This window comes from Pseudomonas monsensis (assembly GCF_014268495.2).
Lineage (GTDB): Bacteria > Pseudomonadota > Gammaproteobacteria > Pseudomonadales > Pseudomonadaceae > Aquipseudomonas > Aquipseudomonas monsensis.
The window spans coordinates 2,189,653-2,214,839 of record NZ_CP077087.1 but is presented as its reverse complement, the minus strand read 5'-3'; the positions used below and the strand labels follow the sequence as shown (position 1 = coordinate 2,214,839).

The following is a 25,187-nucleotide window of genomic DNA, read 5'->3' as shown; positions in this document are numbered from 1 at the left end:
TTCAATCCTCGACCACCCAGGTGTCCTTGGTTCCGCCGCCCTGGGAGGAATTCACCACCAGGGAGCCTTCGCGCAGGGCAACACGGGTCAAACCGCCGGGCACAACCCGGGTTTCGCGACCGGACAAGACAAATGGCCGCAGGTCGATATGGCGCGGCGCAATGCCGTTTTCGACAAAGGTCGGACAGGTCGACAGCGACAGCGTCGGTTGTGCGATGTAGGCGTGCGGCTTGGCCTTGATCCGCTCGCGGAACGCGTCGATTTCCGCGGTCGTTGATGCCGGCCCGACGAGCATTCCGTATCCACCGGAGCCCTGGGTTTCCTTGACCACCAGCTCCGGCAGATTGGCCAGTACGTGGGACAGTTCGGACGGGTTGCGGCATTGCCAGGTCGGCACGTTCTTCAGGATCGGTTCTTCGTCGAGATAAAAACGGATCATGTCAGTGACGAACGGATACACCGATTTATCGTCCGCCACCCCGGTACCGATGGCGTTGGCCAGCACGACATTGCCGGAGCGATAGGACGACAGCAGTCCCGGTACACCGAGCATCGAGTCGGGGTTGAACGCCAGCGGATCGAGGAACGCGTCGTCGAGGCGACGGTAGATCACGTCCACCGGTTTTGGCCCGTCGGTGGTGCGCATGAAGACTTTGTCGTCGCGCACGAACAGATCCGCGCCCTCCACCAGCTCGACGCCCATCTCCCGCGCCAGAAACGCATGCTCGAAGAACGCACTGTTGAAGCGCCCCGGCGTCAGCACCACCACGCTCGGGTCGTCGATGGGGCTGGAGCTTTTCAGGGTGTCGAGCAACAGATTCGGATAGTGGTCGATGGGCGCGATGCGCTGGGCGGCGAACAGCTCGGGGAACAGACGCATCATCATCTTGCGGTCTTCGAGCATGTAGCTCACGCCGCTCGGGGTCCGCAGGTTGTCTTCGAGCACGTAGTAAGTGCCGTCGCCATCGCGCACCAGATCGACGCCGGAAATGTGCGAGTAGATATCGCGGTGCAGATCCAGCCCTTGCATCGCCAACTGGTATTGCTCGTTGGCCAGCACTTGTTCGGCGGGAATGATCCCGGCCTTGATGATGCGCTGCTCGTGATAAAGGTCGGCGAGAAACATGTTCAGCGCCTTGACTCGCTGGATACACCCGCGCTCGACAATCCGCCATTCGCTGGCGGGAATGCTGCGCGGAATCGTGTCGAAAGGAATCAGGCGCTCGGTGCCCTGCTCGTCCCCGTAGAGCGTGAAGGTGATGCCGGCACGGTGGAACAGCAAGTCAGCCTCGCGTCGCCGTTGTGCCAGCAACTCGTCAGGCGTGTCGGCCAGCCAGCGCGCGAACTCCCGGTAATGCGGGCGAACCAGGCCGCCGGCATCGTACATTTCATCAAAATAGGTGCGGATCATGCCGTACTCCTTGTCACCCGGACCTACAGGCCTTCGCAAGGCCCGTGCCATCGGCATAAACGCTTTGATTTCAATCGGTTGGATAATGACGCCGCAGGCACCGCACCATTCCTGTGCGGCAAATGCCCCAACCTGATTGCCCCCGCTTCATTGCGACGCATTGCAGCGCCTATCACCAGCATAGTCAGAGTTGATTTCACTGCCCGGTGCCGGCTGCGGATAATCCGCGCATCCGCTGCACAATTTCCCTGGTGAAATGTTCAGCCCAACCAATCCGGACTGTGACCGCAGTCCCGCAGGCCTTAACCCTGACCGGTTTCCCCGGCTTATCGGTCTTCCCTTTCAGCCACCCTCTGCGGTGGCTTTTTTTTGCCCGCTTGAAATGTTTTGAAAGTAAAAGCAAAAGATCAAAGCCTTTGGCCGTTCCTGCGGGTGACTGTTGCAGGAGCTGCCGAAGGCTGTGATCTTTTGATCTCTGGAAACGACAACGGCCGACCCGAAGGTCAGCCGTTGCCCGATACCTGTAACCGGAGATCAGTTCAGACGATAGCGGTTGCGCACCTCCTGCTTGACGCCCCAGCCTTCGATGATGCCGCCCAGCGGCTCGACCACGGCAGAGAAACCCTGCTCGAAATCGCCAATGTCGTCATACGTTGCATACATCACTTTGCTCAATTCCAGCGACCAGGCGCCATCGTCGCGCGCACTGACCTGAGCATTGATGGATTCACCGCGAAACTTGCCTGCCGCCCTGCGCGCCCGCTCCTCGTCCGGGAAAATGGCGTAGAACTCGATGGGATGAAAACGGGAAAAATCGAACCCGCCTTCTTTCATGCGGCGCAGAACATTGCTGCTGATGTCTTCTTGATAGGCTGTGCTCATGAATCGTCCCCCTCAGATAGATGGATAGACTTTCCGTATTCCCGCCCCGGGCCTCTGGCCAAAGTACTGCGGCAACGTGGTTGCACGCGGGAAACAAGCATGTAGCTGACAAGACCAGACCTTAGCGATCCGTTCGCTGATCTCGCTTGCAGAGTAGCCCCAAGATAGAGCCGCTGCCAAGGCCTGGTGCTTCAGGTGACAAGAAGAATTTCAGATTGGCGTGATGCTACGGATTTCGATGCTGTTCTGGCTTTTCAGGCTTTTGACACCAGCATCGGCGGTACGCCCTTCCAGATCGTTCAGATCCAGTTCGGCGGCGACAGGAAGCAACCGCGCCTTGACCATTCGAGCGGCCTCGTCATCACTGGGGCATTCTGCCTGCTCGAACACCTCATCGACAATTTCACCATGATCGTCCACGAAAGTGACTTTCCACTTTTGCATCGGTGCCTCCTCGATCAAACCCGTAAATGGGCTTACTTCTATCTCGACTTTTCGCGAGATTGATCGTTCAAAAGGAATACATCTGCCGAACATGAAAAAAACATCACGTTGGGGGTTGGAAAACTTTTGGGCCGAGGGGACTTATCCCCTCGCCACAGACAATCCCTTCACTCAGTCAGTCGTTGCTTGGCTTGTTGATCGCCTGCAGCACGTACTGCGGCAAGGCGAACGCGCCGATGTGGATTTCCGGGTTGTAGTAACGAGTGACGATGCCGCTGCCAATGAAGCGCTGTTGCAGGGTTTCACGGCTCAACCTGCGGTAGGCCGGGTTGGTCGAGCCCCAGGCGAAGGTCATTGAACCGCCGATGTAGGTCGGCACGGCGGCCTGATAGAAATGCCAGTCCGGAAACAGGCTGCGCAGGCGACCGGCGGTGGTTTTCACTTCGTCGATCTGCATGAACGGCGTGCCGTTCTGGGTCACCAGGATGCCGCCCTCGTTCAGGCAACGGTGGCAGGCCTGGTAGAAATTCTCCGAGAACAGCACTTCGCCCGGACCAATCGGGTCGGTGGAGTCCGAGATGATCACGTCGAATTTTTCCGTGGTGGTGGCGACGAAACGCATACCGTCGTCGATCACCAGGTTCAGCCGTGGATCGTCGTAAGCGCCTTTGGAGTGGTCCGGCAGGAACGTTTTGCACATGTCGACCACGGTGCCGTCGATCTCGACCATGGTGATGTGCTCGACGCTGGCATGTCGGGTCACTTCGCGCAACATGCCGCCGTCGCCGCCGCCGATGATCAGCACGCGCCTGGCGGTGCCGTGGGCGAGGATCGGTACGTGGGTGAGCATTTCGTGGTAGATGAATTCGTCGGCTTCGGTGGTCTGGATCACGCCGTCCAGCGCCATCACCCGGCCCATGCGCGGGTTCTGGAAAATCACCAGGTGCTGATGTTCGGTGCGCACTTCGTGCAGGAGTTTTTCCATGCGAAAACGCTGGCCATAACCTTCATAGAGGGTTTCCAGGTATTCGCTGGTCTTGGTGACGGTCATGGTCAGGTGCTCCGAGGAATGCGCAGGCGCCCATCATGCTGACGATTGCCCGGGAAAGGCGCGCATTTTACGTTGCCAAAGATGACAGGTCGAACCTCGGCTGATCGGCAATCTGCATAACCTTGTGGGAGCTGGCTTGCCAGCGATGCAGTCAACACGGTCTCTGCGTGACACCGCTGCGATGCTATCGCTGGCCAGCCAGCTCCCACAGGTTCTGGGGTGATTTCAACGTTGTGGCTAGATCCGCACGTTGCCTCGTGGCCCGGCTATGGCCCAGATGATCAGGCCCAGCACCGGCAGGAGGATGATCAGCAGAACCCAGAGGATTTTCATCCCGGTCTCGGCGCCGCTTTTCAGCACGTTGATGATGGCCCAGATGTCGAGGGCAAGAATGATCAGGCCGATCAGACCGTTGAACGTGGAACCCATGGTGTCGCTCCAGAATAGTGGCATGCACTTTTAGGATAGACGGTCGCGCGCAGGGTTCCCTTTTATTGCGTTCAAACGTGAATGGCGACTTTCAAGGCTTCCAGTGACGGCGCGGCAGCAATGCCAACCTCGGCACACAACTCCAGCACCCGAGGCACGTCGTTGCCGTAGACCAGCACCACTTGCAGCTCGTCGTCGAGCAACTGGCTGAAGTTCATCAGCGTGTACCCGCCGTTCTCCTTGTTCAGGCTGCTCATCTGCACCTGGATGCGATTGAGTGCGGTCAACGCTTCGGTCTTGGCCAGTTGCTTGGGCTTGAGGCTGAAGTCCACACCCGGGCCGAACGACGCAACGATCTGCGCGAACAGGTCGACATAGGTGTCGGCCTGGAACAGCACGGTCTCCGGCAGGCTGCCGACCACTACCCACTCGCCTAGTGGAATCGGGAAAGTGTCGTCGTAGTTGATGTCCGGGTTGGCGGCCAGAAAAGCGTCGGCATCGGCGTAGGCCTGAGCGGCTTCGTCGGCGACGTTCAGGATCTCGTCCTCGCCCATGCAGCCGGAGCTGATTTTGCTGATGAGTTCAACGAGCGCGGCTTTCATGGAGGCGGATCCTGTGGAAGGAGAAATTTGAGGGCGCGAAGGATAGCGCATTCTTTAGCGTACCCGACACCTGTGACGAAGGAGCTCGCTCTCGCTGGGGTGCAGAGCAGCCGAAAAAACAGTGGGCTCACCCTGTTTGCCAGCGCTGCGCACCGGAGCGGGAGCAAGCGCCCTCGCCACCGAGTCTCGACTGTCCTCAGGCCAGCAGTTTTTCCAGCTGCGCCGTGGTGTCGACCGCGCCCATGGTCCGGGCGGCATCCAGGGCGGTGATGCCATTGGCATCCTTGGCTTTCGGATCGGCGCCTTTGCCGATCAGGTAATCAACGATTTCAACACGGTTGAACATCGCGGCCATCATCAGCGCAGTCCGGCCATCAAAGGACGAACCTTCAATCTCGGCACCCGCCTCGACCAACGCCTTGACCACCGCCAGATCGCCCTTGAACGCCGCACCGGCAATCGGGCTCTGGCCGTTGCCATTGCGCAGTTCCGGATCGGCCTTGTGTTTCAGCAGCACCTGCACCGCCTCGATATGGCCGTAGTAACTGGCCAGCATCAGCAAGGTGTCGCCCTTGCTGTTTTTCAGGTTCACCGGCAAACCCGCGCCGATCAGTCGATCAAGCATCAGCGCGTCACCTTCGCGCGCCTTGTTGAAAACCTGCTCGGTAAATTCGGCAGCTTCTTCTGGGGTCATCTGGCGGCTTTGGTCAGACATGGGCAACTCCACTTTCGGTCAATCAGAAAGGCGACAGTTTCCCGAGCGTGACGAAGCCTGTCACCCCCTTTTTCTCAAGATTACCTATAGCCAGAATCAATAGCGGTATTTGCCCTGATGAATTCCAGCCAACACTTCATCGGTGACCTGCACATAGGTATCGGTGCCGGGCAGCCAGGCAAAAACCGGATCATCGCCCGTCTGGCCGGGATCGAAGCCTTCATTTTTCAGGCGGGTTTTCTGGTACTTGAACGTGCCGGTGGTTTCCATTTTCACCTTCACCCGCAGGAACAACGGTACCGCGTAGGCCGGCATGCGCTGACGGGCAAACGTCAGTAACTCGGCGAAATCCAGGGTGGCGAGGGATTCTGCCGGGGTAATCGCAGCCATGCCGGCGCGACCGTTGGTGTTGCGGATTTCCACGCCATAGGCCACGGCCTCGGAAATGTGCGGATGTTGCAGCAGCAGGTTTTCCACTTCGGTGGTCGAGACGTTTTCACCTTTCCAGCGATAGGTGTCGCCCAGACGATCGACAAACTGTGCATGACCAAAACCGATATTGCGCAAAAGATCGCCGGTGTTGAAAAAACGATCACCCTTGCTGAAGACATCGTGCAGCACAACCCTGGCGGTCTTCTGCGGATCGGTGTAGCCATCCAGTGGCGCTTTTTCGTCGATGCGCGCCAACAGCAGGCCCTGCTCGCCCTTGCCGACCTTGCGCATGAAACCGTCGTCGCTGCGCAGCGGCTCGCCGCTGTCATGATCGTAGGCTACCAACTCCCAGGCCATCAGCGAGAAGCCGATGGTGTTGTCGAAGTTGAGGATGTTGGTGAAGCCGATATTGCCATCGCTCGCGGCGTACAGCTCGCAGATATGCTCAACGGCGAAACGTGTCTTGAACTCGGCCCACGCCCCGGGGCGCAAGCCGTTGCCGATCATCTTGCGCACGTCGTGGCGACTGTCATCGTCGCTGGGCGGTTGATCGACCAGATAACGGCACAACTCGCCGACGTAGCCAAGGGTGGTAGCCCGATAACGGCGCACATCGTTCCAGAACTGGCTGGCGCTGAATTTGCGCCGGATCGCGAAGCCCGAAGCGCCATTGATTGCCGAGCCCCAGCACACGCAGAGGCCGGTGGCGTGGTACAGCGGCAGTGTGCAATACACCACGTCGTCGGGCTGCATGTTGAGCGCGATCATGCCGAAACTGGCCGAACTGCGCATCCAGCGCCCGTGTTTGAACACTCCGGCCTTGGGCAAACCGGTGGTGCCGGAGGTGTAGATATAGAAACACGGGTCGTCGTAGAACACTTGCTGGCTGCTCGGCGGATTGACGCTGGAGGCGTCAGCACTGGCGCTGATCAGATTGACGTACCCTTCGGGCGCAATACCCGGATGGCTGTAGGTGTCCTGATCCGCGACAAACCAGGTGCGATGCGCGGCGATTGATACCTGTGCGCGTATGGCGGCGAACGCCGGCAGCAACTCCTCGCCGACGACAATCGCCACCGGCGTCACCAGATTCACGCTATGAATCAGCGTGTCGCGGGTTTGCGAGGTATTGAGCAACGCGCTGACGGCACCGACCTTGGCCAGGGCAAGAATGGTCACCAGCAATTCCGGGCGGTTGTCGATGAACACCGCCACCACGTCGCCCTTGCCAATGCCCTGCCCGCTCAGATAATCGGCGATGCGGTTGGCCCACTGGTTGACCTGGGTGTAGGTCAGCAGCACGTCGCCCTGCATTAACGCCGGGCCTTCGGGATTGCGCAGGGTCGCTTGTTCGAACGTCCAGCCCAGGCCACAGCTTTGGGTCGGGTCCGTGACGTTGGCCGCCTTCATGCCCTTGACCACCCGCGGGATGGCCTTGGCGATCATTGGCAGTTTGCGGAGCATCATGCTCCAGGTAATCGTGTCGCTTGGCGCGTGACGCATGGAAGCTCCCCGTTCGGCCTTTGGCGCTGGCCGGTATTTTTATTGTCGGGCAATCGCTTGCTCTGACCGCCGCATTCGAACGAGGGTCGAGGCTGAAAATACGTCAGCGCTTCTCGGGCTGTACACGCGGTTTTTGCAATGTTTTGTATCCGCAACCGCGAAAGAGACGGCCGTGATCCTGGTACACCCGATTGGTTCCATTGGATCGTGCAAGATCCCGCAAAATGCAGGATGCACGATGGCCATTCATGCAGATTGCACGACGCCAGGAAATTTTATTATTTATAAACTACTGATTTATAAAGGATTTTATTTTTATAAATACTGGCACAATCACTGCAACCTCGTCTGCATGCTTGCCATTCAAGTGCATACGGAGCTGAAAGACATGAGCCTGATCCAAGAAAAATTTTCCTCGCTGTTCTCCAACTTCGAAGTCGCCACCGCGCCACGTCCCGATGGCGGGATTCTGCTGACCCTGCGCAGCAACGACGGCAAAGTGTTCAAACGCGCACTCACCTATCAGCAAATGCATAACGCCGACCAACTGTCTTGGGCCATCAGTGCCATTCGCCGCGATCTGGCGGAACAGGCCAGCGAACTGCCGCAAATTGCCATGCTGCAGAGCCAGCAGCGTTTCGCCCTGCCGACGTATCACTCGCTGTAAACATTCAAACGCATTAAACAAAACAGGCCGGGCAGCTTTCACTGCCCGGCCTGTTTTTGTGCTCGATGCAAAAAACCTGTGGGAGCGCTGCGTGCTCAGAAGGCTTCCGGTTCGATGCCGGTGAAGCTGTCGACTGAGACGTGTCCTTCCAGCTCCCCTCCCTCGCGGGCCAGGCCGCAGGTCTGCAAACCGGCCGCTTGAGCAGCGTCGAGCTCCTGGACGATGTCAGACAGGAACAGAATCTCCCCCGGTTCAACGCCAATCGCCTGTTGAATATTCGTGTAGGACTGCGCCTCGCGCTTGGGCCCCGAGGTGGTGTCGAAGTAGCCACTGAACAGCGGCGTGAGGTCGCCCGCCTCCGAGCAGCCGAAAATCAGTTTCTGCGCCTGGACCGAGCCGGACGAATACACGAACAGTTGATAGCCCGCCGCGTGCCATCGTTGAAGTGCTTCAACGGCATCCGGGTAAACGTGGCCCTTCAACTGCCCGGCCTGATAACCCTGCGCCCAGACCATGCCCTGCAACGCTTTGAGTGGCGTGGCCTTGCGGTCTTCGGCGATCCAGCTCAAGAGAATTTCAATCACCCGTTCAACATCGGCCTCTGGCTCGTTGCTGTCACGGCGCACGGCGGTGATCTGCTCGGCGACATCGGCGCGCCCGGCGTTCTGCCGCACAAAGTCCGGCAGGTGCCGGGCCGCGTACGGAAACAGCACGTCGAACACAAAACTCACCGCACTGGTGGTGCCTTCGATGTCGGTAAGGATGGCTTTGATCGACATCGGTTCAATCCTCCAGGCGCGGGAAGCGCCCGGCGATGTCTTCACCAGTGAAATTCGCTACCCAGCCTTCCGGGTTGTTGAACAGGCGAATCGCCACGAAATGCGGGTGCTCGCCCATGTCGAACCAATGTCGGGTACCCGCCGGCACCGAGATCAGATCGTTCTTTTCGCACAGGACGGCGTAGACGTAATCGTCGATGTGCAACGTAAACAGTCCACGGCCAGCGACGAAAAAACGCACTTCGTCTTCGCCGTGGCGATGTTCTTCAAGGAACCTGGCGCGCAGTTCGGCTTTTTGCGGGTGATCGCTGTTGAGGCTGATCACGTCGACGGTGATGTAACCGCGCTCGGTCATCAGTTTGTCGATCTGTTCCCGATAGGCGCTGATCACTTCTTCCTCGGTCGCCCCCGGCTGGATTTTCGCCGCCGCTTGCCAGCGGTCGAAACGCACGCCCTGCTCGGCGAGCGTCGAGGCGATGTCTTCGAAATGGGTCAGCACCTTGTTCGGAAGGTCAGGGCTGGAAACGTGATAGACGGACAGGCTGCTCATGGGCAATTCCTCGGTATCGGCCTTGCCGTCCGGTTCTTGCAGACCGGTCGGGCAGTGCATTTCATCAGGCGAAGGGCTGCTTCTGGTGAAGTCAGCCTTGGCGGTTCATGACGCTGCGGGTTTTCAACTCGCATTCAAACAGGAATTCAAAGGCCTCGATCTGCCGCAGCGCGTCGCTCATCTGCGCGCCCCAGGTGTAGAGGCCGTGGCCGCGAATCAGGTAACCGACGCAATCGGGATGGGCGTCGAGCCAAGGCTGCACCTTGGCGGCGAGGCGCGCAATGTCCTGATCGTTGTCGAAAATCGGCACGCGCAGCCGGGATTCGTGGGTCGAAATGCCGCTGAAGGCTTTTTGCAGTTCGTAGTCTTCGAACTCGATGAAGTCTTGCGGCGTCAGGCGCGACAGCACGGTGGCGTTCACCGAGTGGGTGTGCAATACGGCGCCGATCTCCGCGCGCCAGCTGTAGAGCTGGGTGTGCAGCAAGGTTTCAGCGGACGGCTGTTTGCCCGGTTCCAGACTGTTGCCGGACAGATCGGTGGCCAGCACGTCGTCCAGCCCCAACTGGCCCTTGTGCTTGCCGGATACGGTCAGCAAGGCTTCGCTCGGCGACAGGCGCGTCGAATAATTGCTGCTGGTGGCTGGCGACCAGCCGCGACCATAAAGAAAACGCCCGGCATCGACGATTTGCCGGGCGAGCTGTTCACGCGTAAGGCTCATGACCTGTCCTCTTGCATTCGTATGGCAATGATAACGGCAGCAGCGAGCGCCGCGAGGCTGGCGATACTAAAGGTTAATGTCGCGCCGAGGACGTTCCAGCTGTAGCCGGAATACAACGCCCCCATTGCACCGCCGGTGCCGGCCAGCGCTGCATACAGCGCCTGGCCCTGCCCTTGCTGGCGCGCACCGAAGCTACGTTGCACGAACGCGATGGCAGCCGCATGAAAGCTGCCGAAGGTCGCCGCGTGCAACACCTGCGCGAACAACAGCACCCAGAGAAATTCGGCGAACGAACCCAGCAGCAACCAGCGCAGCGCCGCCAGCAGAAAACTCGCCATCAGCACCCGGCGCAGGGAAAACCGCGCGAGAATCCGGCTCATGAACATGAACATCGGCACTTCGGCGACCACGCCCACGGCCCAGAGCATGCCGATCACGCCACGGCTGTAACCGAGCCGTTCAAGGTGCAGGGTCAGAAAGGTGTAATAAGGCCCATGGCTCAACTGCATCAGCGCGACGCAGCCGTAGAACGCCAGCACGCCAGGATTGCGCAGTTGCTTGAGGAAGCCCTCCCCGCTCGGGCGATTGCCTTGCGGCGGTTGCGCGTTAGGCACCCACAGGCTGCTGAGGACGATGCCGGCCATGATCAGCACCAGCGCCGCCGGGTAGATGTCGAGGCTCAGCCACTCGAACAAGCGCCCCAGCGCGACCACGGTGATGATGAAACCGATTGAACCCCACAGACGAATCTGGCTGTAGCGAGACGTCTGCCCCTGCAAGTGCGCGAGGGTGATGACTTCGAATTGTGGCAACACCGCGTGCCAGAAGAACGCATGCAGCGCCATGACCATCGCCAGCCAGGCGTAGGTCTTGCTGACGAAAATCAGCGAAAACGTCAACAGCGTGCACACCGCGCCGAAGCGCACAATAGCCAGGCGTTTGCCGGTGTAATCGCCGAGCCAGCCCCAGATGTTCGGCGCCACACAGCGCATCAGCATCGGGATGGCGACCAGTTCGCCGATACGTGCAGCGCTGAAACCGAGATGATCGAAGTACAGCGCCAGGAACGGCGCTGTCGAACCGAGCAAGGCGAAATAGAACAGATAGAAACTGGACAGCCGCCAGTACGGGAGCGCCGCCACGCCGGTTATGCCGCAGCGGCTTTGAGATCACCCATCAAAGCTGACCCAGCACCGGGGTGCTCACGCGCACATCGGCGTTCTGCCCACGGTGGCGCAGCAAGTGGTCCATCAGCACGATGGCCATCATGGCTTCGGCAATCGGCGTGGCGCGGATACCGACGCACGGGTCGTGACGGCCCTTGGTGATCACGTCCACCGGGTTGCCGTGGATGTCGATCGAACGGCCCGGCGTGGTGATGCTCGAGGTCGGCTTCAACGCCAGATGCGCGACGATCGGCTGACCCGAGGAGATGCCGCCGAGGATGCCGCCAGCGTTATTGCTGAGGAAACCTTCCGGGGTCAGCTCATCGCGGTGCTCGGTGCCGCGCTGGGCGACACAGGCGAAACCGGCGCCGATTTCCACGCCCTTGACCGCGTTGATGCTCATCAGCGCGTGAGCCAGTTCGGCGTCGAGGCGGTCGAAAATCGGCTCGCCGAGGCCCGGCATCACGCCTTCGGCGACCACGGTGATCTTCGCCCCCACCGAGTCCTGATCGCGGCGCAACTGGTCCATGTAGGCTTCCAGCTCTGGCACCTTGTCCGGATCCGGGCTGAAGAACGCATTCTCTTCCACCGAATCCCAGGTCTTGAACGGGATTTCGATCGGGCCGAGCTGGCTCATGTAGCCGCGAATGACGATGCCCTGGGTGGCCAGAAACTTCTTCGCGATCGCACCCGCTGCCACGCGCATCGCAGTTTCGCGCGCCGAGCTGCGGCCCCCGCCACGGTAGTCGCGCTCGCCGTACTTGTGGTGGTAGGTGTAGTCAGCGTGAGCCGGGCGGAACAGATCCTTGATCGCCGAGTAGTCCTTGGACTTCTGGTCGGTGTTACGGATCAGCAGGCCGATCGAGCAACCGGTGGTGCGCCCTTCGAACACGCCGGAAAGGATTTCGACTTCGTCGGCTTCCTGACGCTGGGTGGTGTGGCGGCTGGTGCCAGGCTTGCGACGATCGAGGTCGCGCTGCAGGTCTTCCAGCGAAATCTCCAGGCCCGGCGGGCAGCCGTCGACAATGGCGACCAACGCCGGACCATGGCTTTCGCCCGCGGTGGTGACAGTGAACAACTTGCCGTAGGTATTGCCGGACATGCAGGACGCTCCGTGAAATCAAACCCAAATTCGTGATGCGCGCCAGTATACGCAGGCTAACCGAGTAGTTCATCCTCGAACCTTAGTGGTGCTGGCGAGTCCAACCGGCACCTTGGCGAATGATGGCGTGATGATGCTGCGAGTTTTGATCTTGAGTCTTACCCTGATTACGGGCTTTGCCCACGCGACGGTCCTACAGCGCCCGGTAACTTTGGATACAGGCACAGGCGAGCTTTTCGGTTCGCTGCTGCTGCCAAAGTCCGACACGCCAGTGCCGGTTGTCCTGATTATTTCTGGCTCGGGTCCTACGGATCGTGACGGAAACAACCCCGATGGCGGACGCAACGACAGTCTCAAGCGACTGGCGTGGGTGCTGGCCAAACACAACATTGCCAGCGTGCGTTACGACAAGCGTGGCGTGGCCGCCAGCCTGGCGGCCACGCCGGATGAGCGCAATCTGTCGGTTGAGGCCTACGTCAACGATGCCGTGGCCTGGAGCCAGAAGCTGAAAAGCGATCCGCGTTTTGGTCCGCTGATTCTGCTCGGTCACAGTGAAGGCGCCCTCATCGCCACCCTCGCCGCCCCGCGCGCCGACGCAGCTGCGCTGATTTCCCTGTCCGGCAGCGCCCGGCCGGTCGATCAGGTGATCCGCGAGCAGTTGGCCCGCAGCCTGCCGCCTCCGCTGATGCTGCGCAGCAATGAACTGCTCGACAGCCTCAAGGGCGGCCACACGGATACCAACGTGCCGGCGCCGCTGCAGCCGATTTTTCGGCCAAGCGTGCAGCCGTACCTGATTTCGCTGTTCCGGCAGGACCCGGCCAAGGCTTTTGCGCAGCTGAAGATGCCGGCACTGATCGTTCAGGGCAGCAACGACATGCAGGTCGGCGTGGGCGATGCCCAGGCGTTGAAAGTCGCCAAACCCGACGCCGAGCTGGCGGTGATCGACGGCATGAACCACGTGATGCGCATCGTCCCGGCGGATGTGAAGCGGCAATTGGCGTCCTACAAGGATCCGAATTTGCCACTGGCAGCGGAGCTGGGCGGCAAACTGATCGAATTTATTGACGGACTTCGCACCCGTTAAGGGATTTTTGCCCTCTAGTCCTGCAAAAAACGGCCGATAAGCCTTTGTCGCCAGCGTACTGGCTGGCGACAAGCAGCGCTTGGACAGGATCTCGCCGTTATGACTGATACCCCGACTTCACCCGACACCACCGCTGAAAAAGACACACCGCCAGCGGTTGAGCTGCCATGGGCGGACGTCAGCGTCGAGCACCACAAGATGCTCCGCCTGGCCCCGCTGCAGACTGACCGGCACACCGGCGGCCGGCCGTTGCGCTTTGTCGAATTCGGTTACGCCGAGCGCAACAGCAAAGAACACAGCCTGATGCGCATGGCAATCAAACTGCCAAGCCAGCGTGTGCGCAAAGAACAAAACCACCTCGACGTGTGGGTCAATCACACCACCAAGCGCGTGAGCTTCGGCCCGGACAGCGGCTTGCAGATCGAGCCGTTGAACCGCGGCATCGGCCGTTTCATGGCCGCGCAAGGCATCAATTGGGCGAAAAAACGCTGGCCCACCTACACCGTTGACGGCATGGACCTGAACAACAAGGACGCGCTGAACGAAGACACCCGCCTGCGTCGCGATCACTTCCTGCGCGTGCACGGTTTCGATGTGGCGTACGCCGACGCCCAGCATTTGAAAGGCAGCATCAAGGACGCGCAGGTTGGCGATTTGCTCGGTGACTGGAACAGCGAAAAGCTGCAGATCGTCGAGATTCTTGAAGCGGCGGCGATGTTGCAACAGGCCGAGCAGAACCTCGCCGAGCAGGAAGTGAAGCTGAAGAAGCAGGAAGAGAAAGTCAGCAAGTTCAAGCGTGAAGACGCTGGTCTGCGCTTCACCATTACTTGCCTGGTGGCGTTTGCGGTGTTTCAGGCGGGATTGTTGATCTGGATTGCTACACATCGGTAACAGATCGAGACCGAGGCGTTCCCATCGCGGGCAAGCCACGCTCCCACAGGTTTTGCGTCGTACCCGAATATGGCGGTACACACAAAAACCTGTGGGAGCGGGCTTGCCCGCGATGCTTTTAAGGCTTAAACGCGGGAGGCGAACAGCGCTTGATGGTCGCGGCACTGCTCCGCCGTCAGCATGAACACGCCATGCCCGCCACGCTCGAATTCGAGCCAGGCGAAGTCGACTTCCGGATACAGCGCTTCAACGTGCACCTGGCTGTTGCCCACCTCAACGATCAGCAAGCCCTTCTCGGTCAAGTGATCCGCCGCCTGCGCGAGCATCCGTCGCACCAGGTTCAGACCGTCGTCACCGCAGGCCAGGCCCAGCTCCGGTTCGTGCTGATATTCGTCCGGCATGTCAGCGAAATCTTCCGCGTCAACGTACGGCGGGTTAGACACGATCAAGTCGAAGCGCTGCCCCGGCAGACCGTCAAAACCATCGCCCTGCACGGTGTACACGCGCTCGTCGACGCCGTGACGCTCGATGTTCTGATTGGCCACTTCGAGCGCTTCGAACGACAGATCCGCCAGTACCACTTCCGCGTTCTGGAACTCGTAGGCGCAAGCAATGCCGATGCAGCCGGAGCCGGTGCACAGGTCGAGAATCCGCGCAGGTTCGTTGCCGATCCACGGCGCAAAACGGTTTTCGATCAGCTCGCCAATCGGCGAACGCGGGATCAACACGCGCTCGTCAACGATGAACGACATGCCACAGAACCACGCCTCACCGAGCAGGTAAGCCGTCGGGATGCGCTCCTCGATACGGCGCTTGAGCAGGCGTTGCAGGTTGACCAGTTCGTCGTCTTCCAGGGCGCAGTCGAGGTAGCTGTCGGCGATTTCCCATGGCAGGTGCAAAGCTCCCAGCACAAGCTGCCGGGCTTCATCCCAGGCATTGTCGGTGCCATGGCCAAAAAACAGATCCTCCCCATGGAAGCGGCTGACGGCCCAACGGATGTGGTCGCGCAGGGTACGAAGTCGGGAAGTGATCACGGGGCAGAACTCCAGAAAAAACGACTGGCGATTCTAGCAGCCAAAACGCGCCACGACGACGCAGGAAACACAGGTGGGCGATGGTAGGAGTTTTCTGATTTTTACATCAGCTATTGAACAGAACGTGTAACTTGACAACGCTGCAGGCCAGTAACGACGGTGCCTACGATGGTAGCGATTCACAGAACCGCTCAGCCAGAGGACAATGTCGCAAAAGCCCCACCCCAAGGAGCCCCAGAATGTCCGTTCCAAAAACGATGTTTCAACTCAGCGGCCGCGGTTACGCAGCGGCCACATTGAGCCATGCCACCGTGGTCATCATTGATGCCCAGAAAGAGTATCTCAGCGGCCCGCTGGCCCTGAGCGGCATGGACGCGGCCGTCGCGAACATCAAACAACTGGTCGCTGCGGCCCGTGCAGCCGGTCGGCCGATCGTGCACGTGCGTCATCTCGGCACCGTCGGTGGCCTGTTCGACCCGCAAGGCGAGCGCGGCGAATTCATCCCCGGTCTTGAGCCACAGGGTGACGAAACCATCATCGGCAAACTGTTGCCGAGCGCCTTCCACGGCACCGAACTGCTCGACCGCTTGCAGAACCTCGGCTCGCTGGACCTGATCGTCTGCGGTTTCATGAGCCACTCCAGCGTCAGCACCACCGTACGTGCGGCGAAGAACCTGGGGTTCCGCTGCACGCTGGTCGAAGACGCTTGCGCCACCCGCGACCTGCCGTTCAAGGGCCGTGTGCTCAGCGCCGCTGTGGTGCAGGAAGCGGAAATGGCGATCATGGCCGACAACTTCGCCACCCTCGCGCTGACTCAAGACCTGATCTGATCTGCGCTGATGAGCGGCTCACGGCGCCGCTCATCCACAAAAGCCTCGCATTTGCTTCAATTGCCTTAGCCTCAGGAACAACCCGGTCAACTCCCGGTCGAAGGGCCGATACCCATTGAGGAAGGTCGGAATGAAGTTATCCGATGGATTTGACGCACGCCGCTTGCGGCCCAAAGGCCAAAGCAACTGGCGTTTTCGATTTGGCGCAGCGATCGCCGCCATTCTGGCGACGTTCGGTGTGCTGCTGGCGATGGCCGGGGCCGCCAGCCTGCTGGGGCGCCCACCGGCCCTCGGCGACCTGAATGCCACGCCGACGGGTTCGGCGATCATCCTGGCGGTCGGCTTGTTGTTCCTGTATTTCGGCGTGGCGTTGTGGCGTCGTTGCCGGCGTCGCGCCCGGCAATCGCGGGAACTGAACATGTCCCCGCACCTGATGAAAAAACACGACTGATCAATGGCCTGGCTTTTTGCCGGGCCGTTTTGTTTCGACTTGGGTAAACTGGCCGCCCTTCGCGGAGGCTGACATGCAAGACGACGATTTTTCCCTGTTCAAAAGTGCGATCCAAGGCGTCAAGCCGATCAAGCACGACCGCGCCGACACCGGCAAACCCAAGGCTGACCGCGCCCAGATCGCCAAGCTGCGCCAGTCCGCCACCGTGCGCACCGACACCACTACCGTGGATGGCCTGTCCGATCAGTTCGTGATCGACGTCGGTCCTGAAGACGAGTTGATGTGGGCCCGCGACGGGGTGCAGGAAAGCCAGATGCGCAAGCTCAAGATCGGGCAGATCCCGTTCGAAGGCAGCCTCGACCTGCACGGCATGAACGTGGAAAAGGCCCGGGAAACCCTCTGGGCGTTTCTGGCAGAAGCGACAAAATTCGAAATCCGCTGCGTGCGCGTCACCCACGGCAAGGCTGTGCGGCTGGACGGCAAGCGACCGATGATCAAAAGCCACGTCAATACCTGGTTGCGTCAGCACGCGCAGGTCCTGGGTTTCTGCTCGTGCCAGGCCAGACATGGCGGTGCCGGCGCGGTATATGTGATGCTCAAACGCACCATGATGGAAGGCCGCGACGAATAATCCCGTCACACCGAACTTGCAGGGTTGTGTCCGCCACCGTACCCTTGCCCTTTGCGAAAATCCCCACAGGTAGTTTCATGTCCCTGGAACAGAATTACACCGCGATGTGTCGAGGTGTTCGGTATGTTATCAGGGGTAATAAAATCAAAGGGTTAGCTCCGAGAGCAACCTGATATTTCATACCAATACACGGTTACTGGTACGGAAATTGGTACAAGATCTGCGTCCACGAAACATCGAAAAAGCCCCCTCATCGTCAGTGACGATACGGGGGCTTTTTGTTTATCGAAGACAGATCAGTGCACCTTGTAGAAAGTTCGCTTTCGGCCAGAAGCAGTCGTACGCACAGGTATAGGTATATTTCAGGTCCCAGATTGCGGGAGCATCAACTGCCAACGGATTGGAGGGGGGCGTTTTACAAGTCGTCCCTACGACTAATCCACAATGAACAACTTCGCCCCGATCGTGGTGAATGAACGATGTCCCTCAGCATTATTGCCTACCTGATAGCTCATACCTGGCGTCAGTGAGAACTGACGACCATCTTCCAGTTCTGTATGCAACTGACCCTCCAGGCACAACAGTATGTGCCCCCTCCAACACCAGTGATCAGCCAAATATCCAGGGCTGTATTCGACCATCCGCACACGCGCTGATCCAAACTGGCAGGTACGCCAATAGGCTGTGCCTGTCTGACCGGCATGCGCCACCGGCTCTATCGTTGACCAATCGGTGATACCAAATGGGATTGCAGTGAGATCCATTTTTGCCTCATCGATATGCAATAAATGCAGACCGTATCATTCGGGCGATGCTGCCGACAGATACAGACGGCCCGCATTTATGGGATACAGAGAGGGGGAAACTGCCTTGGGATAAAAGGGAACGGATTTGATTTCTCGACCCAAAACTTCCGCTCTTGCCGATAGCGTACGCCCACCTAAGTCTGCTTACGGCCAAAAGCAGTCACTTGCGAACGATACTGAATGACGCAGACCCACCGGTCACCGGTCGATAGCTGAAGAGTAAAAGCTGCTAAACGCTACAGCAGTGACCTAGAAGATTGTGACAGGCGTTTCCAGAGGTTACTCTTGAAATAAACCTGTATAGCTAGCGAAAGGATTTGCAGACATGGCTCGTTTGGCTCACGATTTCAACTCAATACTCGGAACCATTGTTACCACTTTGCGAAAGTGCATCCAGGAAGGCACGTTTGATGCCAATGTGGTTTATTCGGCTACAAACAAACTTGCAGAGCATCGTTACAAGTACGACACCGAATTGTTCCCAGCACTCCCTTCTGACTATCCTTGGGCTATCCCGGAACTTTCGGCACCCGAGTCGCTGGCGGAGGCCTTGCTATGGAAGATGGGCAAATGGAACATATACAAGTCTTTTGCGGCTTACTACAGCAGCCCGTCGAGTTTGCCGAAGAGCACTGACTCTGTCTTTTACGCATTTGCTAAACATCTTCAGAACCCTGAAAACCCAATCTACGACCAACACGCACTGCGTGCGCTTTGGGCCATAGATGCCAAGCTAACACCGGATCAGGCGAACATCTGCTACAGCCTATTAGTCAAGAGAGACGGCACATGGAAGCCTATCATCAGTGGATCGAAAACGAAGGCTGGATACGATCTATACATTGAACGCATCACTGCGCTAGTGAAAGATGGTGTCACGCTAGGTGAATTGGACAGGCTACTCATGCCGCTCGGCCAAGCATTGAAAGGCAACATGGCAAATGTATCCGAATTTCGCAATCTGGTAGGCTTTCGCGACTGAGTTTTTGCCGAAAATAGCCAGAAAAAATAGCGCTGACTTATTGCACATCACTGTCTAGTGGACGCAATGAACAGTCGCCATATTCAATACATGAGATTAATTCATGAAATGCATTACATGCAATAAAGAAAAACAAGCACATGAGTTCTCGCTAGAGCATATATTCCCCCAAGGCTTAGGCGGAGCACAATGCTCCGAAGAGTTCAAAACCCGCCGTGTATGCCGAGACTGCAATTCGACAATGGGGCTTTTTGTGGACGCTCCGTTGATGAAAGGATTTTTGGGGCAAAACAACATGGCAGAGGCTGCCCTACACTATTTCGACCCAGACAACCTCAGAGTCATACCTCTTCGATATTTTGGGCATGTCAAGAATCTGCTTCTAGACGAGCAGTTCACGTGTGAGCTTTGGTTAGGAACAATTGGAGGGCTAGCTTATCATCGGCGGAAAAGCTCAGATCCAAAGTACGATTGCTACGCTGGAGGAAACCCAATTAACCTTAAAAAATCTGGAGGCGAGGTTTACGTATTTACTCAGCATCAAGATGAATTCTGGAATATGATGTTTCTTGTCTCTGTACGAGAAAAATTCAAGACTTCAAGATTGATATCTGGAAACGTGAGCCTGCCCGCCGATCCAGATTATTTTTCACCCCCTACAAACTATGAAAAAAAATTCCTAACTCAACTTCAGCCCAAGCAGGGAAAAGAACACGAAGTCAGTATCAAAATACAGCAGGGCTTTGAGCAAAGATTTCTGTGTAAATTTGCACTAACATACGGATACAATAGGCTCGGCGATGAATTTATTGATAGCGCTCATGCTTTAAATTTGCGCAATGCTTTGTGGGAAATTAATTCAGACAAAAGAAGATCTTTTGGTATCGCTTTTAGCGAACCAGTATCAGTGGACGATGACGAAGAATGGGGGCACCTTGCTTGGCCCGGCGTACACACAATTACCATACTGCCTGAGCCAGATAGATTACTAGCATTGATTTATTTGTTTGGTAGGCAACTCATGACAATAACCGTATCAGATGCACCTGGCTTGTGGCGGGAAAAGATAGCTGCTTCAGAAGTTCATGTAATCTGCCAGACTCTTGGTCATTATGCCGGGCCTTTTTCAGTAGATGATTTTGTGGCCCACCGATTTGACGGAAAAAAAATCCCTACCCTTTTGGAAATTGATTCGAAAGAGTTTGATATTGCAACACTCCCCACTTTCGACGATCTTCAAAGTTAAATATTAAAAATAGAAAGCTAGCAAAGCGATTCGGTAAATCAAACCGGAAACTGTGTTCCTTAAGCAGTTGTTTGCGACTACCAGCTTTTTTGAACCCCTACCGATTGAATTGCTCACGTAGGCACTTATTCTGGTTGCTCTTACCCGATTCTGCCATTCCTAGCGTGCGCTTCGGGTTGGAAGTGGTCGCTCACGAATGTCCGCTTTTGGCCGAAAGCAGACACTCATCAGCTGCAGTTAACTGTCCAGAGTTGATCCAGGCGCGTTGTATAGCTTTGGCTCATCATTTCCCGCCGCATACCCCAATCGGGATTGATCGGCACACTCGCAGCCCGAAGCGTCCCCCTCCCCCATCGTCCATTGATTTCATCCAACACCGCCATCACCCTTGTCGCCTCCGTCGGCTGAGAAATGGCGAACAAATCGTCCGTGTATTCACCCGGCTGAAATAGATTCAGTAGCATGACTTCCGCTTTGCTGTAACTGAAACCAGGACGGAATACTCGATCGAGTGCATCCACAGCAGCCGTGGTCAACAGCCGAACATCATCCGTTGGGTAAGGCAGATCCACCACGACCCCATTCGCGTATTTGGCCTCATCGGGATTGAACATTCCGGTGCGGATGCTGACCCGAATCTTCTTGCACAGCGACTTTTGTGCCCGGAGCTTTTCCGATGCCCGCATCATGTAGGTTGCGACTGCCTCCTTGATCGGCGGCAGCTCTTTCAGCCTTTTCCCGAACATCCGGCTGCTGCAGATCTCCTGCTTGGGTGGATCCGGCTCGTTCAGTTCTAGGCATGGCGTGCCGGCTAATTCCCGAGCAGTTTTCTCGATCACCACGCTGAAGTTTTTTCTCAATGTCCACGGATCCGCTTTGGCCAGATCCATGGCGGTATTGATGCCCATGGCGTCCAGGTGCATTTTCATGCGCCGCCCCACTCCCCACACCTCCGCCACGTCCGTGTTGCGCAGCACCCAATCTCGCTTGACCGGATCACAGATGTTCACGACGCCACCCGTTTGCGCCTGCAGGCGCTTGGCGGTGTGATTGGCCAACTTGGCCAAGGTTTTGGTGTGCGCAATGCCAACACCGACGGGAATACCGGTAAAACGCAGTACCTGGCTACGGATGTTGCGCCCGAGGCCATCCAAGCCACTGATGCCGGTGAGGTCGACGAACGCTTCGTCGATGCTGTACACCTCGACGGCTGGCACCAGCGATTCGATCAACATCATGACACGCTCGCTCATGTCGCCGTACAGCGCATAGTTCGAGGAGAAAGCGACGATGCCGTGCTGCTTCAGCTTGTGTTTGATTTGAAAGTACGGCTCGCCCATCTTCACGAACGGCTTGGCATCGTAGCTTCGAGCAATCACACAGCCGTCGTTGTTGGACAGCACTACGATCGGCACTCTCGCCAGATCCGGACGGAATACCCGTTCGCAACTGGCGTAGAAGCTGTTGCAATCAATCAGGCCGAATACCGGCGTTACTTTAGACATGGCTGCGTACACTGCCGATGATTACGCCCCAGATGGCTAGCTCATCACCTTCCAGCACATAGCGAGGCGGATACTTGGGGTTCTCAGACAAAAGGATCACGTCCTTTCCCCGAATGCACAGTCGCTTGCACAGCGGATCGTTGTTCAGCAGCGCCACCACGATGTGGCCATGGGCCGGCTCCAGCGAACGGTCTACAACCGCTAGGTCTCCGTCAAAGATGCCCGCGCCCTGCATGCTTTCCCCGGTGATTTTCACCAGGTAGACATGCGGGGCACGGATGTTGAGCACCTCATCTAGGGAGATGTGTGCCTCAATGTGATCAGCAGCCGGCGAAGGAAAACCAGCGGGTACCTGGAACAAACAAAAAGGCAGCTTCAGGCCGACCTCGGCAATTGGGCCTAAAATTGAACAGCTCATGACGCACGACCTCCAATACTGTACGAACATACAGTTAACTTTTTGAAAGCCTGGCGGTCAATTTCTGTAGGAATTATCAGATCGGCGGGCAGGCAGGCAATGTGCGGACGACTCTCGCAATACGATGGCATTCACGACTTTGTTGCCGCCTTGAGCATGCCCAATGCACTCGTCAACCACATCGGGGATCTGCCGCTCGAACGCTACAACGCAGCACCCACCACGCTGCTTGTGCTGTTTCACCAGGAAGAAGGACTTCCGCATGCGGACATGGTGCGCTGCAATTGAACAATATCCAATCGCCTGAAAAGAACCCTCCGAGCATGACGGCTTCGTGATCATCACCGCCGACAGTTTTGGTGGGATGGTGGATATCCATGACCGGCGGCCGGTAGCGCTTTCGCCTGAACTGGCGCGTGAATGGCTCGATCCAGCAATCCCCAAAGAGCTCGCCGAAGAGATGGTGCTGCACTAGGGTGTACCGACAGACGCATTGAGTGGTTCAGCAACGGTTCGCGGTGTTGTTCGGCCCTGGTGGGGATTCCTCGGAGTCAGTGAACGGCCAGGACAGCACCGCCGTCAGGTCGTCACACACTCACGCGCGAAACGCGAAACTGCTTGTAGCGGCGGCGCAGACCACGGGCCCTGCGTGCAGCAAACACCCCCAGCAGACCCAGCAAATACACTGGCCACAGCGTGATCAACACGACAGACACCCAGACGTCGAAGGCATCGCCACCCTTACGGAAAAACAGGCGCAGCACCCATGACATCAGCGGGTTACGCACAATCGGCTGGGCGTGATCATCCATCCAGTTCCATAACTGCCGCCATACTTCCGCCAGCAGCAACGCCACGCACCAACTTACGAAAAACACCACGCTCAACCGCACAATCCAGTCCATCGGTTCCATCGTTCCCATCGCTTACTTTTTCCACTCCGCACACACGGCCACAGGGGGGGACGTCCATGGGACGTAATCAGAGTGTCATTCTAATATCAAAACTCGCCAGCGACTACCGGGCTAGGATTTCTTTAGTACGAGGTAACGCCCTGCAACTTCTCCCGGCCGCTCGGAATCATCAGCCGCGCACTTCACGGCCCAACTGCTCCCATTCGGCACCGTTCATGCGGTTGCTGTTCAGTGATGGACATACAAACTCCAGACGTAAAAAAACCGCACTCAGGCGGCGATAGGATGCGGCTACTGCTTCTCGACGTTCACAACCTTGAGTGGCGGTTTCGCTGCTTTCTTTTTCTTGTCCTTACCCTTGGATTATCCAGCCTTGCCGGCATTGCATTCGACGGTGGTCGACCAGCCGGATTGGGTGAGCACCTGTTCAACCGAGTCCGCCAGATACTCACCGTCAAGCCCGACCTTGAAGCCCTAGGCGAGAATCGGTCGCTCGGCAAAGATACGGGGAACAACACCCAAACCACAACCGCTTTGCTCCGCAAGGAAATCAGCGTCGACACGCTTGAAACAAACAGTCTCTGCTGCGAAGCAGCAGGCATTATTGCTCCTTCCAGCAGCACCACCGATGCGCTTATACCCCACGAAAAGCTGCGCGAGGCAGCAACACCCAATGCAACGCTAATCGCTCAGAATCGTCCGCCCGGGCAGATTATTCAGGGGTATAAGCGTCCTTCATTGGAGGCCGCGTGAATGAGCTGGCTCTTTTCGCAGGCGCTGGTGGCAGAATACTCGGCGGCCACCTCCTCGGCGGGCGCACCGTCTGTGCCGTTGAGCGTGATGCCTAAGGCTGCCGCCGACTTACGCTCTAACGTAACCAGCCTGATCAAGCAAGACGTGCTGGATGAGCAGCGCTATGCCGAACTGTTCCCCAACTCCACCTATGCCAACTACTCGGCGACTCCCCGTTTCGGGGAGTACGCCCAGGAGTGGCTCAACAGTCGCGAGATCGTGGCCGGGACACGCAGGAACTACCTTGGCTCGCTCAATCTGTACTGGATGCCTTATCTGGCAATGCTGCCCATCGACAGCATCACGTCTGTGATGCTGCGTAAGGTGGTGGCCAATACCTAATGGCCGACCCCGGGTGTTAGCGTGCGGCGATCCAGCGTTTGACCACGGTGTTCGGTACCGCAGTGAAAGACGGCCTGATCATCCGTAACCCGGTAGAGTCCATCGAGCTGCCGGTAAAGACCAAAAAACCCAACGATCCGTTCACGGTAGGCGAGGCCAACCAAATCGTCGAACACCTATATAAGACGCTGACCCACCCGATGCGGATCTACGCGGCCGACTTCGAGTTCGCCTTCTACACCGGTATGCGCCCCAGCGAGATCGCGGCGCTGCGCTGGGAAGAGGTCGACAAGGAAAAGCGGCTGGTGAACGTGTGTCGGATCGTCGCGAACTACAAGATCGAGAAGCGCACAAAAAACTGGAACGTACGTCAGGTCGTGCTCAATAGCCGCGCGCTGCACGCCCTCGAGCAAGCCGAGCTGGAAGCACAGCAACGCGCCGGGCAGAGCCGCCGCAAACGCGCCGATTTGCCCTGCGTGTTCCCGCTAACCAAGAACCTCGAGTTCATTCAACAATCGAGTGTGACCGACAAACACGTCCAGGCTGCATTGACCGAATTGGGGATTCGCGCCCGCCGGCAATACAACTGCCGACACACATACGCTACCATGTGCCTCATGGCGGGTATGAACCCTGCGTTTATTGCCACTCAGCTCGGTCATAGCGTTCAGATGTTGCTATCGACTTACGCCCGATGGATCAACTCCAGCACTGACTGGGGTGAACTCGGTAAGCTCGAAAACAGCTTGATTGGTACAAAATTGGTACAGACAGAAACAGTACCCCTCTGAAACCCTTATGGAATCAGCC

28 protein-coding genes and 2 pseudogenes are annotated in these 25,187 nt (G+C 57.8%); 11 read left to right on the top strand and 19 right to left on the bottom strand.

The window, feature by feature from the left end:
• Position 1: 1 nt before the first annotated feature.
• From HV782_RS09750 to HV782_RS09715, 8 genes are all read right to left on the bottom strand, one after another.
• A complete protein-coding gene (locus tag HV782_RS09750; RefSeq protein ID WP_186747572.1) occupies positions 2 to 1,411 on the bottom strand; it encodes a circularly permuted type 2 ATP-grasp protein in 1,410 nt (469 codons plus the stop codon).
• Positions 1,412 to 1,945: 534 nt separating this feature from the next.
• Positions 1,946 to 2,293 carry a ribonuclease E inhibitor RraB gene (locus HV782_RS09745; RefSeq protein WP_003223226.1) on the bottom strand — a complete coding sequence of 116 codons (348 nt, stop codon included), beginning with the start codon at positions 2,291 to 2,293 and terminating at the stop codon, positions 1,946 to 1,948.
• Positions 2,294 to 2,503: 210 nt separating this feature from the next.
• Positions 2,504 to 2,737, bottom strand: a complete 234-nt coding sequence (locus HV782_RS09740) for a hypothetical protein (protein WP_123467361.1) — start codon at positions 2,735 to 2,737, stop codon at positions 2,504 to 2,506.
• 175 nt (positions 2,738 to 2,912) lie between these two features.
• Positions 2,913 to 3,788: a polyamine aminopropyltransferase gene (gene speE / locus HV782_RS09735; protein ID WP_123467364.1), complete on the bottom strand. Its 876-nt coding sequence runs from the start codon at positions 3,786 to 3,788 to the stop codon at positions 2,913 to 2,915.
• A 237-nt stretch (positions 3,789 to 4,025) separates the two neighbouring features.
• Positions 4,026 to 4,217, bottom strand: coding sequence for a PLDc N-terminal domain-containing protein (locus HV782_RS09730; RefSeq protein ID WP_003223221.1), 192 nt, complete (start codon positions 4,215 to 4,217; stop codon positions 4,026 to 4,028).
• 71 nt (positions 4,218 to 4,288) lie between these two features.
• A complete protein-coding gene (locus HV782_RS09725) occupies positions 4,289 to 4,819 on the bottom strand; it encodes a hypothetical protein (RefSeq protein ID WP_186747570.1) in 531 nt (176 codons plus the stop codon).
• Between the two features lie 196 nt (positions 4,820 to 5,015).
• Positions 5,016 to 5,534, bottom strand: coding sequence for an ankyrin repeat domain-containing protein (locus HV782_RS09720; protein ID WP_123467368.1), 519 nt, complete (start codon positions 5,532 to 5,534; stop codon positions 5,016 to 5,018).
• A 96-nt stretch (positions 5,535 to 5,630) separates the two neighbouring features.
• Entirely contained in the window at positions 5,631 to 7,469 is a 1,839-nt protein-coding gene (locus tag HV782_RS09715; protein WP_186747568.1) for a long-chain-acyl-CoA synthetase, read from the bottom strand.
• 388 nt (positions 7,470 to 7,857) lie between these two features.
• Here HV782_RS09715 and HV782_RS09710 point away from each other — a divergent pair, with 388 nt between their 5' ends.
• Complete coding sequence (locus tag HV782_RS09710) at positions 7,858 to 8,136, top strand: DUF3509 domain-containing protein (protein WP_123467373.1); 279 nt, start codon at positions 7,858 to 7,860, stop codon at positions 8,134 to 8,136.
• Between the two features lie 95 nt (positions 8,137 to 8,231).
• On the opposite strand, the gene mtnC is transcribed toward HV782_RS09710, so the two are convergent.
• The 5 genes from mtnC to aroC all read right to left on the bottom strand — a co-directional run bounded on the left by mtnC (position 8,232) and on the right by aroC (position 12,451).
• Entirely contained in the window at positions 8,232 to 8,915 is a 684-nt protein-coding gene (gene mtnC / locus HV782_RS09705; protein WP_186747566.1) for an acireductone synthase, read from the bottom strand.
• Between the two features lie 4 nt (positions 8,916 to 8,919).
• A complete protein-coding gene (locus HV782_RS09700; RefSeq protein ID WP_186747564.1) occupies positions 8,920 to 9,465 on the bottom strand; it encodes a 1,2-dihydroxy-3-keto-5-methylthiopentene dioxygenase in 546 nt (181 codons plus the stop codon).
• A 91-nt stretch (positions 9,466 to 9,556) separates the two neighbouring features.
• Positions 9,557 to 10,183, bottom strand: a complete 627-nt coding sequence (locus HV782_RS09695; protein ID WP_123467377.1) for a methylthioribulose 1-phosphate dehydratase — start codon at positions 10,181 to 10,183, stop codon at positions 9,557 to 9,559.
• A complete protein-coding gene (locus tag HV782_RS09690; protein ID WP_186747562.1) occupies positions 10,180 to 11,325 on the bottom strand; it encodes an MFS transporter in 1,146 nt (381 codons plus the stop codon). Before HV782_RS09690 ends, HV782_RS09695 begins: the two co-directional genes overlap by 4 nt.
• Positions 11,326 to 11,359: 34 nt before the next feature.
• The gene (gene aroC / locus HV782_RS09685; protein WP_003223202.1) at positions 11,360 to 12,451 is read right to left on the bottom strand and encodes a chorismate synthase; all 1,092 of its coding nucleotides are present in this window, start codon (positions 12,449 to 12,451) and stop codon (positions 11,360 to 11,362) included.
• A 130-nt stretch (positions 12,452 to 12,581) separates the two neighbouring features.
• On the opposite strand from aroC, the gene HV782_RS09680 reads away from it, so the two are divergent.
• Together HV782_RS09680 and HV782_RS09675 are read left to right on the top strand one after the other, a co-directional pair.
• Positions 12,582 to 13,535, top strand: coding sequence for an alpha/beta hydrolase (locus HV782_RS09680; protein WP_186747560.1), 954 nt, complete (start codon positions 12,582 to 12,584; stop codon positions 13,533 to 13,535).
• A 99-nt stretch (positions 13,536 to 13,634) separates the two neighbouring features.
• Positions 13,635 to 14,426: a hypothetical protein gene (locus HV782_RS09675; protein ID WP_186747558.1), complete on the top strand. Its 792-nt coding sequence runs from the start codon at positions 13,635 to 13,637 to the stop codon at positions 14,424 to 14,426.
• A 125-nt stretch (positions 14,427 to 14,551) separates the two neighbouring features.
• Here the strand turns inward: HV782_RS09675 and prmB are convergent, their stop codons facing one another.
• On the bottom strand, positions 14,552 to 15,460 hold the full coding sequence (prmB, locus tag HV782_RS09670) for a 50S ribosomal protein L3 N(5)-glutamine methyltransferase (RefSeq protein ID WP_123467384.1): 909 nt from the start codon (positions 15,458 to 15,460) through the stop codon (positions 14,552 to 14,554).
• Between the two features lie 239 nt (positions 15,461 to 15,699).
• Between prmB and HV782_RS09665 the strand changes: the two genes are divergently transcribed.
• From HV782_RS09665 to HV782_RS09655, 3 genes are all read left to right on the top strand, one after another.
• On the top strand, positions 15,700 to 16,290 hold the full coding sequence (locus HV782_RS09665) for a cysteine hydrolase family protein (protein WP_003223193.1): 591 nt from the start codon (positions 15,700 to 15,702) through the stop codon (positions 16,288 to 16,290).
• Between the two features lie 130 nt (positions 16,291 to 16,420).
• A complete protein-coding gene (locus HV782_RS09660) occupies positions 16,421 to 16,741 on the top strand; it encodes a hypothetical protein (RefSeq protein ID WP_003223191.1) in 321 nt (106 codons plus the stop codon).
• Between the two features lie 73 nt (positions 16,742 to 16,814).
• A complete protein-coding gene (locus HV782_RS09655; protein WP_123467386.1) occupies positions 16,815 to 17,372 on the top strand; it encodes a Smr/MutS family protein in 558 nt (185 codons plus the stop codon).
• 434 nt (positions 17,373 to 17,806) lie between these two features.
• Here HV782_RS09655 and HV782_RS09650 read toward each other — a convergent pair whose 3' ends face one another.
• Positions 17,807 to 18,136, bottom strand: coding sequence for a DHCW motif cupin fold protein (locus tag HV782_RS09650; protein WP_127646917.1), 330 nt, complete (start codon positions 18,134 to 18,136; stop codon positions 17,807 to 17,809).
• 367 nt (positions 18,137 to 18,503) lie between these two features.
• Between HV782_RS09650 and HV782_RS09645 the strand changes: the two genes are divergently transcribed.
• On the top strand, positions 18,504 to 19,160 hold the full coding sequence (locus HV782_RS09645; RefSeq protein ID WP_186747556.1) for a hypothetical protein: 657 nt from the start codon (positions 18,504 to 18,506) through the stop codon (positions 19,158 to 19,160).
• A gap of 103 nt (positions 19,161 to 19,263) precedes the next feature.
• Positions 19,264 to 20,406, top strand: coding sequence for an HNH endonuclease (locus HV782_RS09640; protein WP_186747554.1), 1,143 nt, complete (start codon positions 19,264 to 19,266; stop codon positions 20,404 to 20,406).
• A 227-nt stretch (positions 20,407 to 20,633) separates the two neighbouring features.
• On the opposite strand, the gene umuC is transcribed toward HV782_RS09640, so the two are convergent.
• Together umuC and HV782_RS09630 are read right to left on the bottom strand one after the other, a co-directional pair.
• Positions 20,634 to 21,911 (bottom strand): translesion error-prone DNA polymerase V subunit UmuC, encoded by a 1,278-nt coding sequence (gene umuC / locus HV782_RS09635; RefSeq protein ID WP_186747552.1) that lies wholly within the window; start codon positions 21,909 to 21,911, stop codon positions 20,634 to 20,636.
• On the bottom strand, positions 21,904 to 22,329 hold the full coding sequence (locus tag HV782_RS09630; protein WP_186747542.1) for a LexA family protein: 426 nt from the start codon (positions 22,327 to 22,329) through the stop codon (positions 21,904 to 21,906). Before HV782_RS09630 ends, umuC begins: the two co-directional genes overlap by 8 nt.
• Positions 22,330 to 22,428: 99 nt before the next feature.
• Between HV782_RS09630 and HV782_RS09625 the strand changes: the two are divergent.
• Positions 22,429 to 22,798, top strand: a pseudogene (locus tag HV782_RS09625) (SOS response-associated peptidase family protein); the annotation flags it as partial.
• Positions 22,799 to 22,916: 118 nt separating this feature from the next.
• Here HV782_RS09625 and HV782_RS09620 read toward each other — a convergent pair.
• Together HV782_RS09620 and HV782_RS28570 are read right to left on the bottom strand one after the other, a co-directional pair.
• Positions 22,917 to 23,252 carry a hypothetical protein gene (locus HV782_RS09620; RefSeq protein ID WP_186747540.1) on the bottom strand — a complete coding sequence of 112 codons (336 nt, stop codon included), beginning with the start codon at positions 23,250 to 23,252 and terminating at the stop codon, positions 22,917 to 22,919.
• 282 nt (positions 23,253 to 23,534) lie between these two features.
• Positions 23,535 to 23,747: pseudogene (locus HV782_RS28570) on the bottom strand (phage late control D family protein); the annotation flags it as partial.
• A 249-nt stretch (positions 23,748 to 23,996) separates the two neighbouring features.
• Between HV782_RS28570 and HV782_RS28560 the strand changes: the two are divergent.
• Positions 23,997 to 24,377, top strand: coding sequence for a hypothetical protein (locus HV782_RS28560; protein WP_264082517.1), 381 nt, complete (start codon positions 23,997 to 23,999; stop codon positions 24,375 to 24,377).
• Between the two features lie 47 nt (positions 24,378 to 24,424).
• Entirely contained in the window at positions 24,425 to 25,168 is a 744-nt protein-coding gene (locus tag HV782_RS09610) for a tyrosine-type recombinase/integrase (RefSeq protein WP_225931084.1), read from the top strand.
• Positions 25,169 to 25,187: the final 19 nt, after the last annotated feature.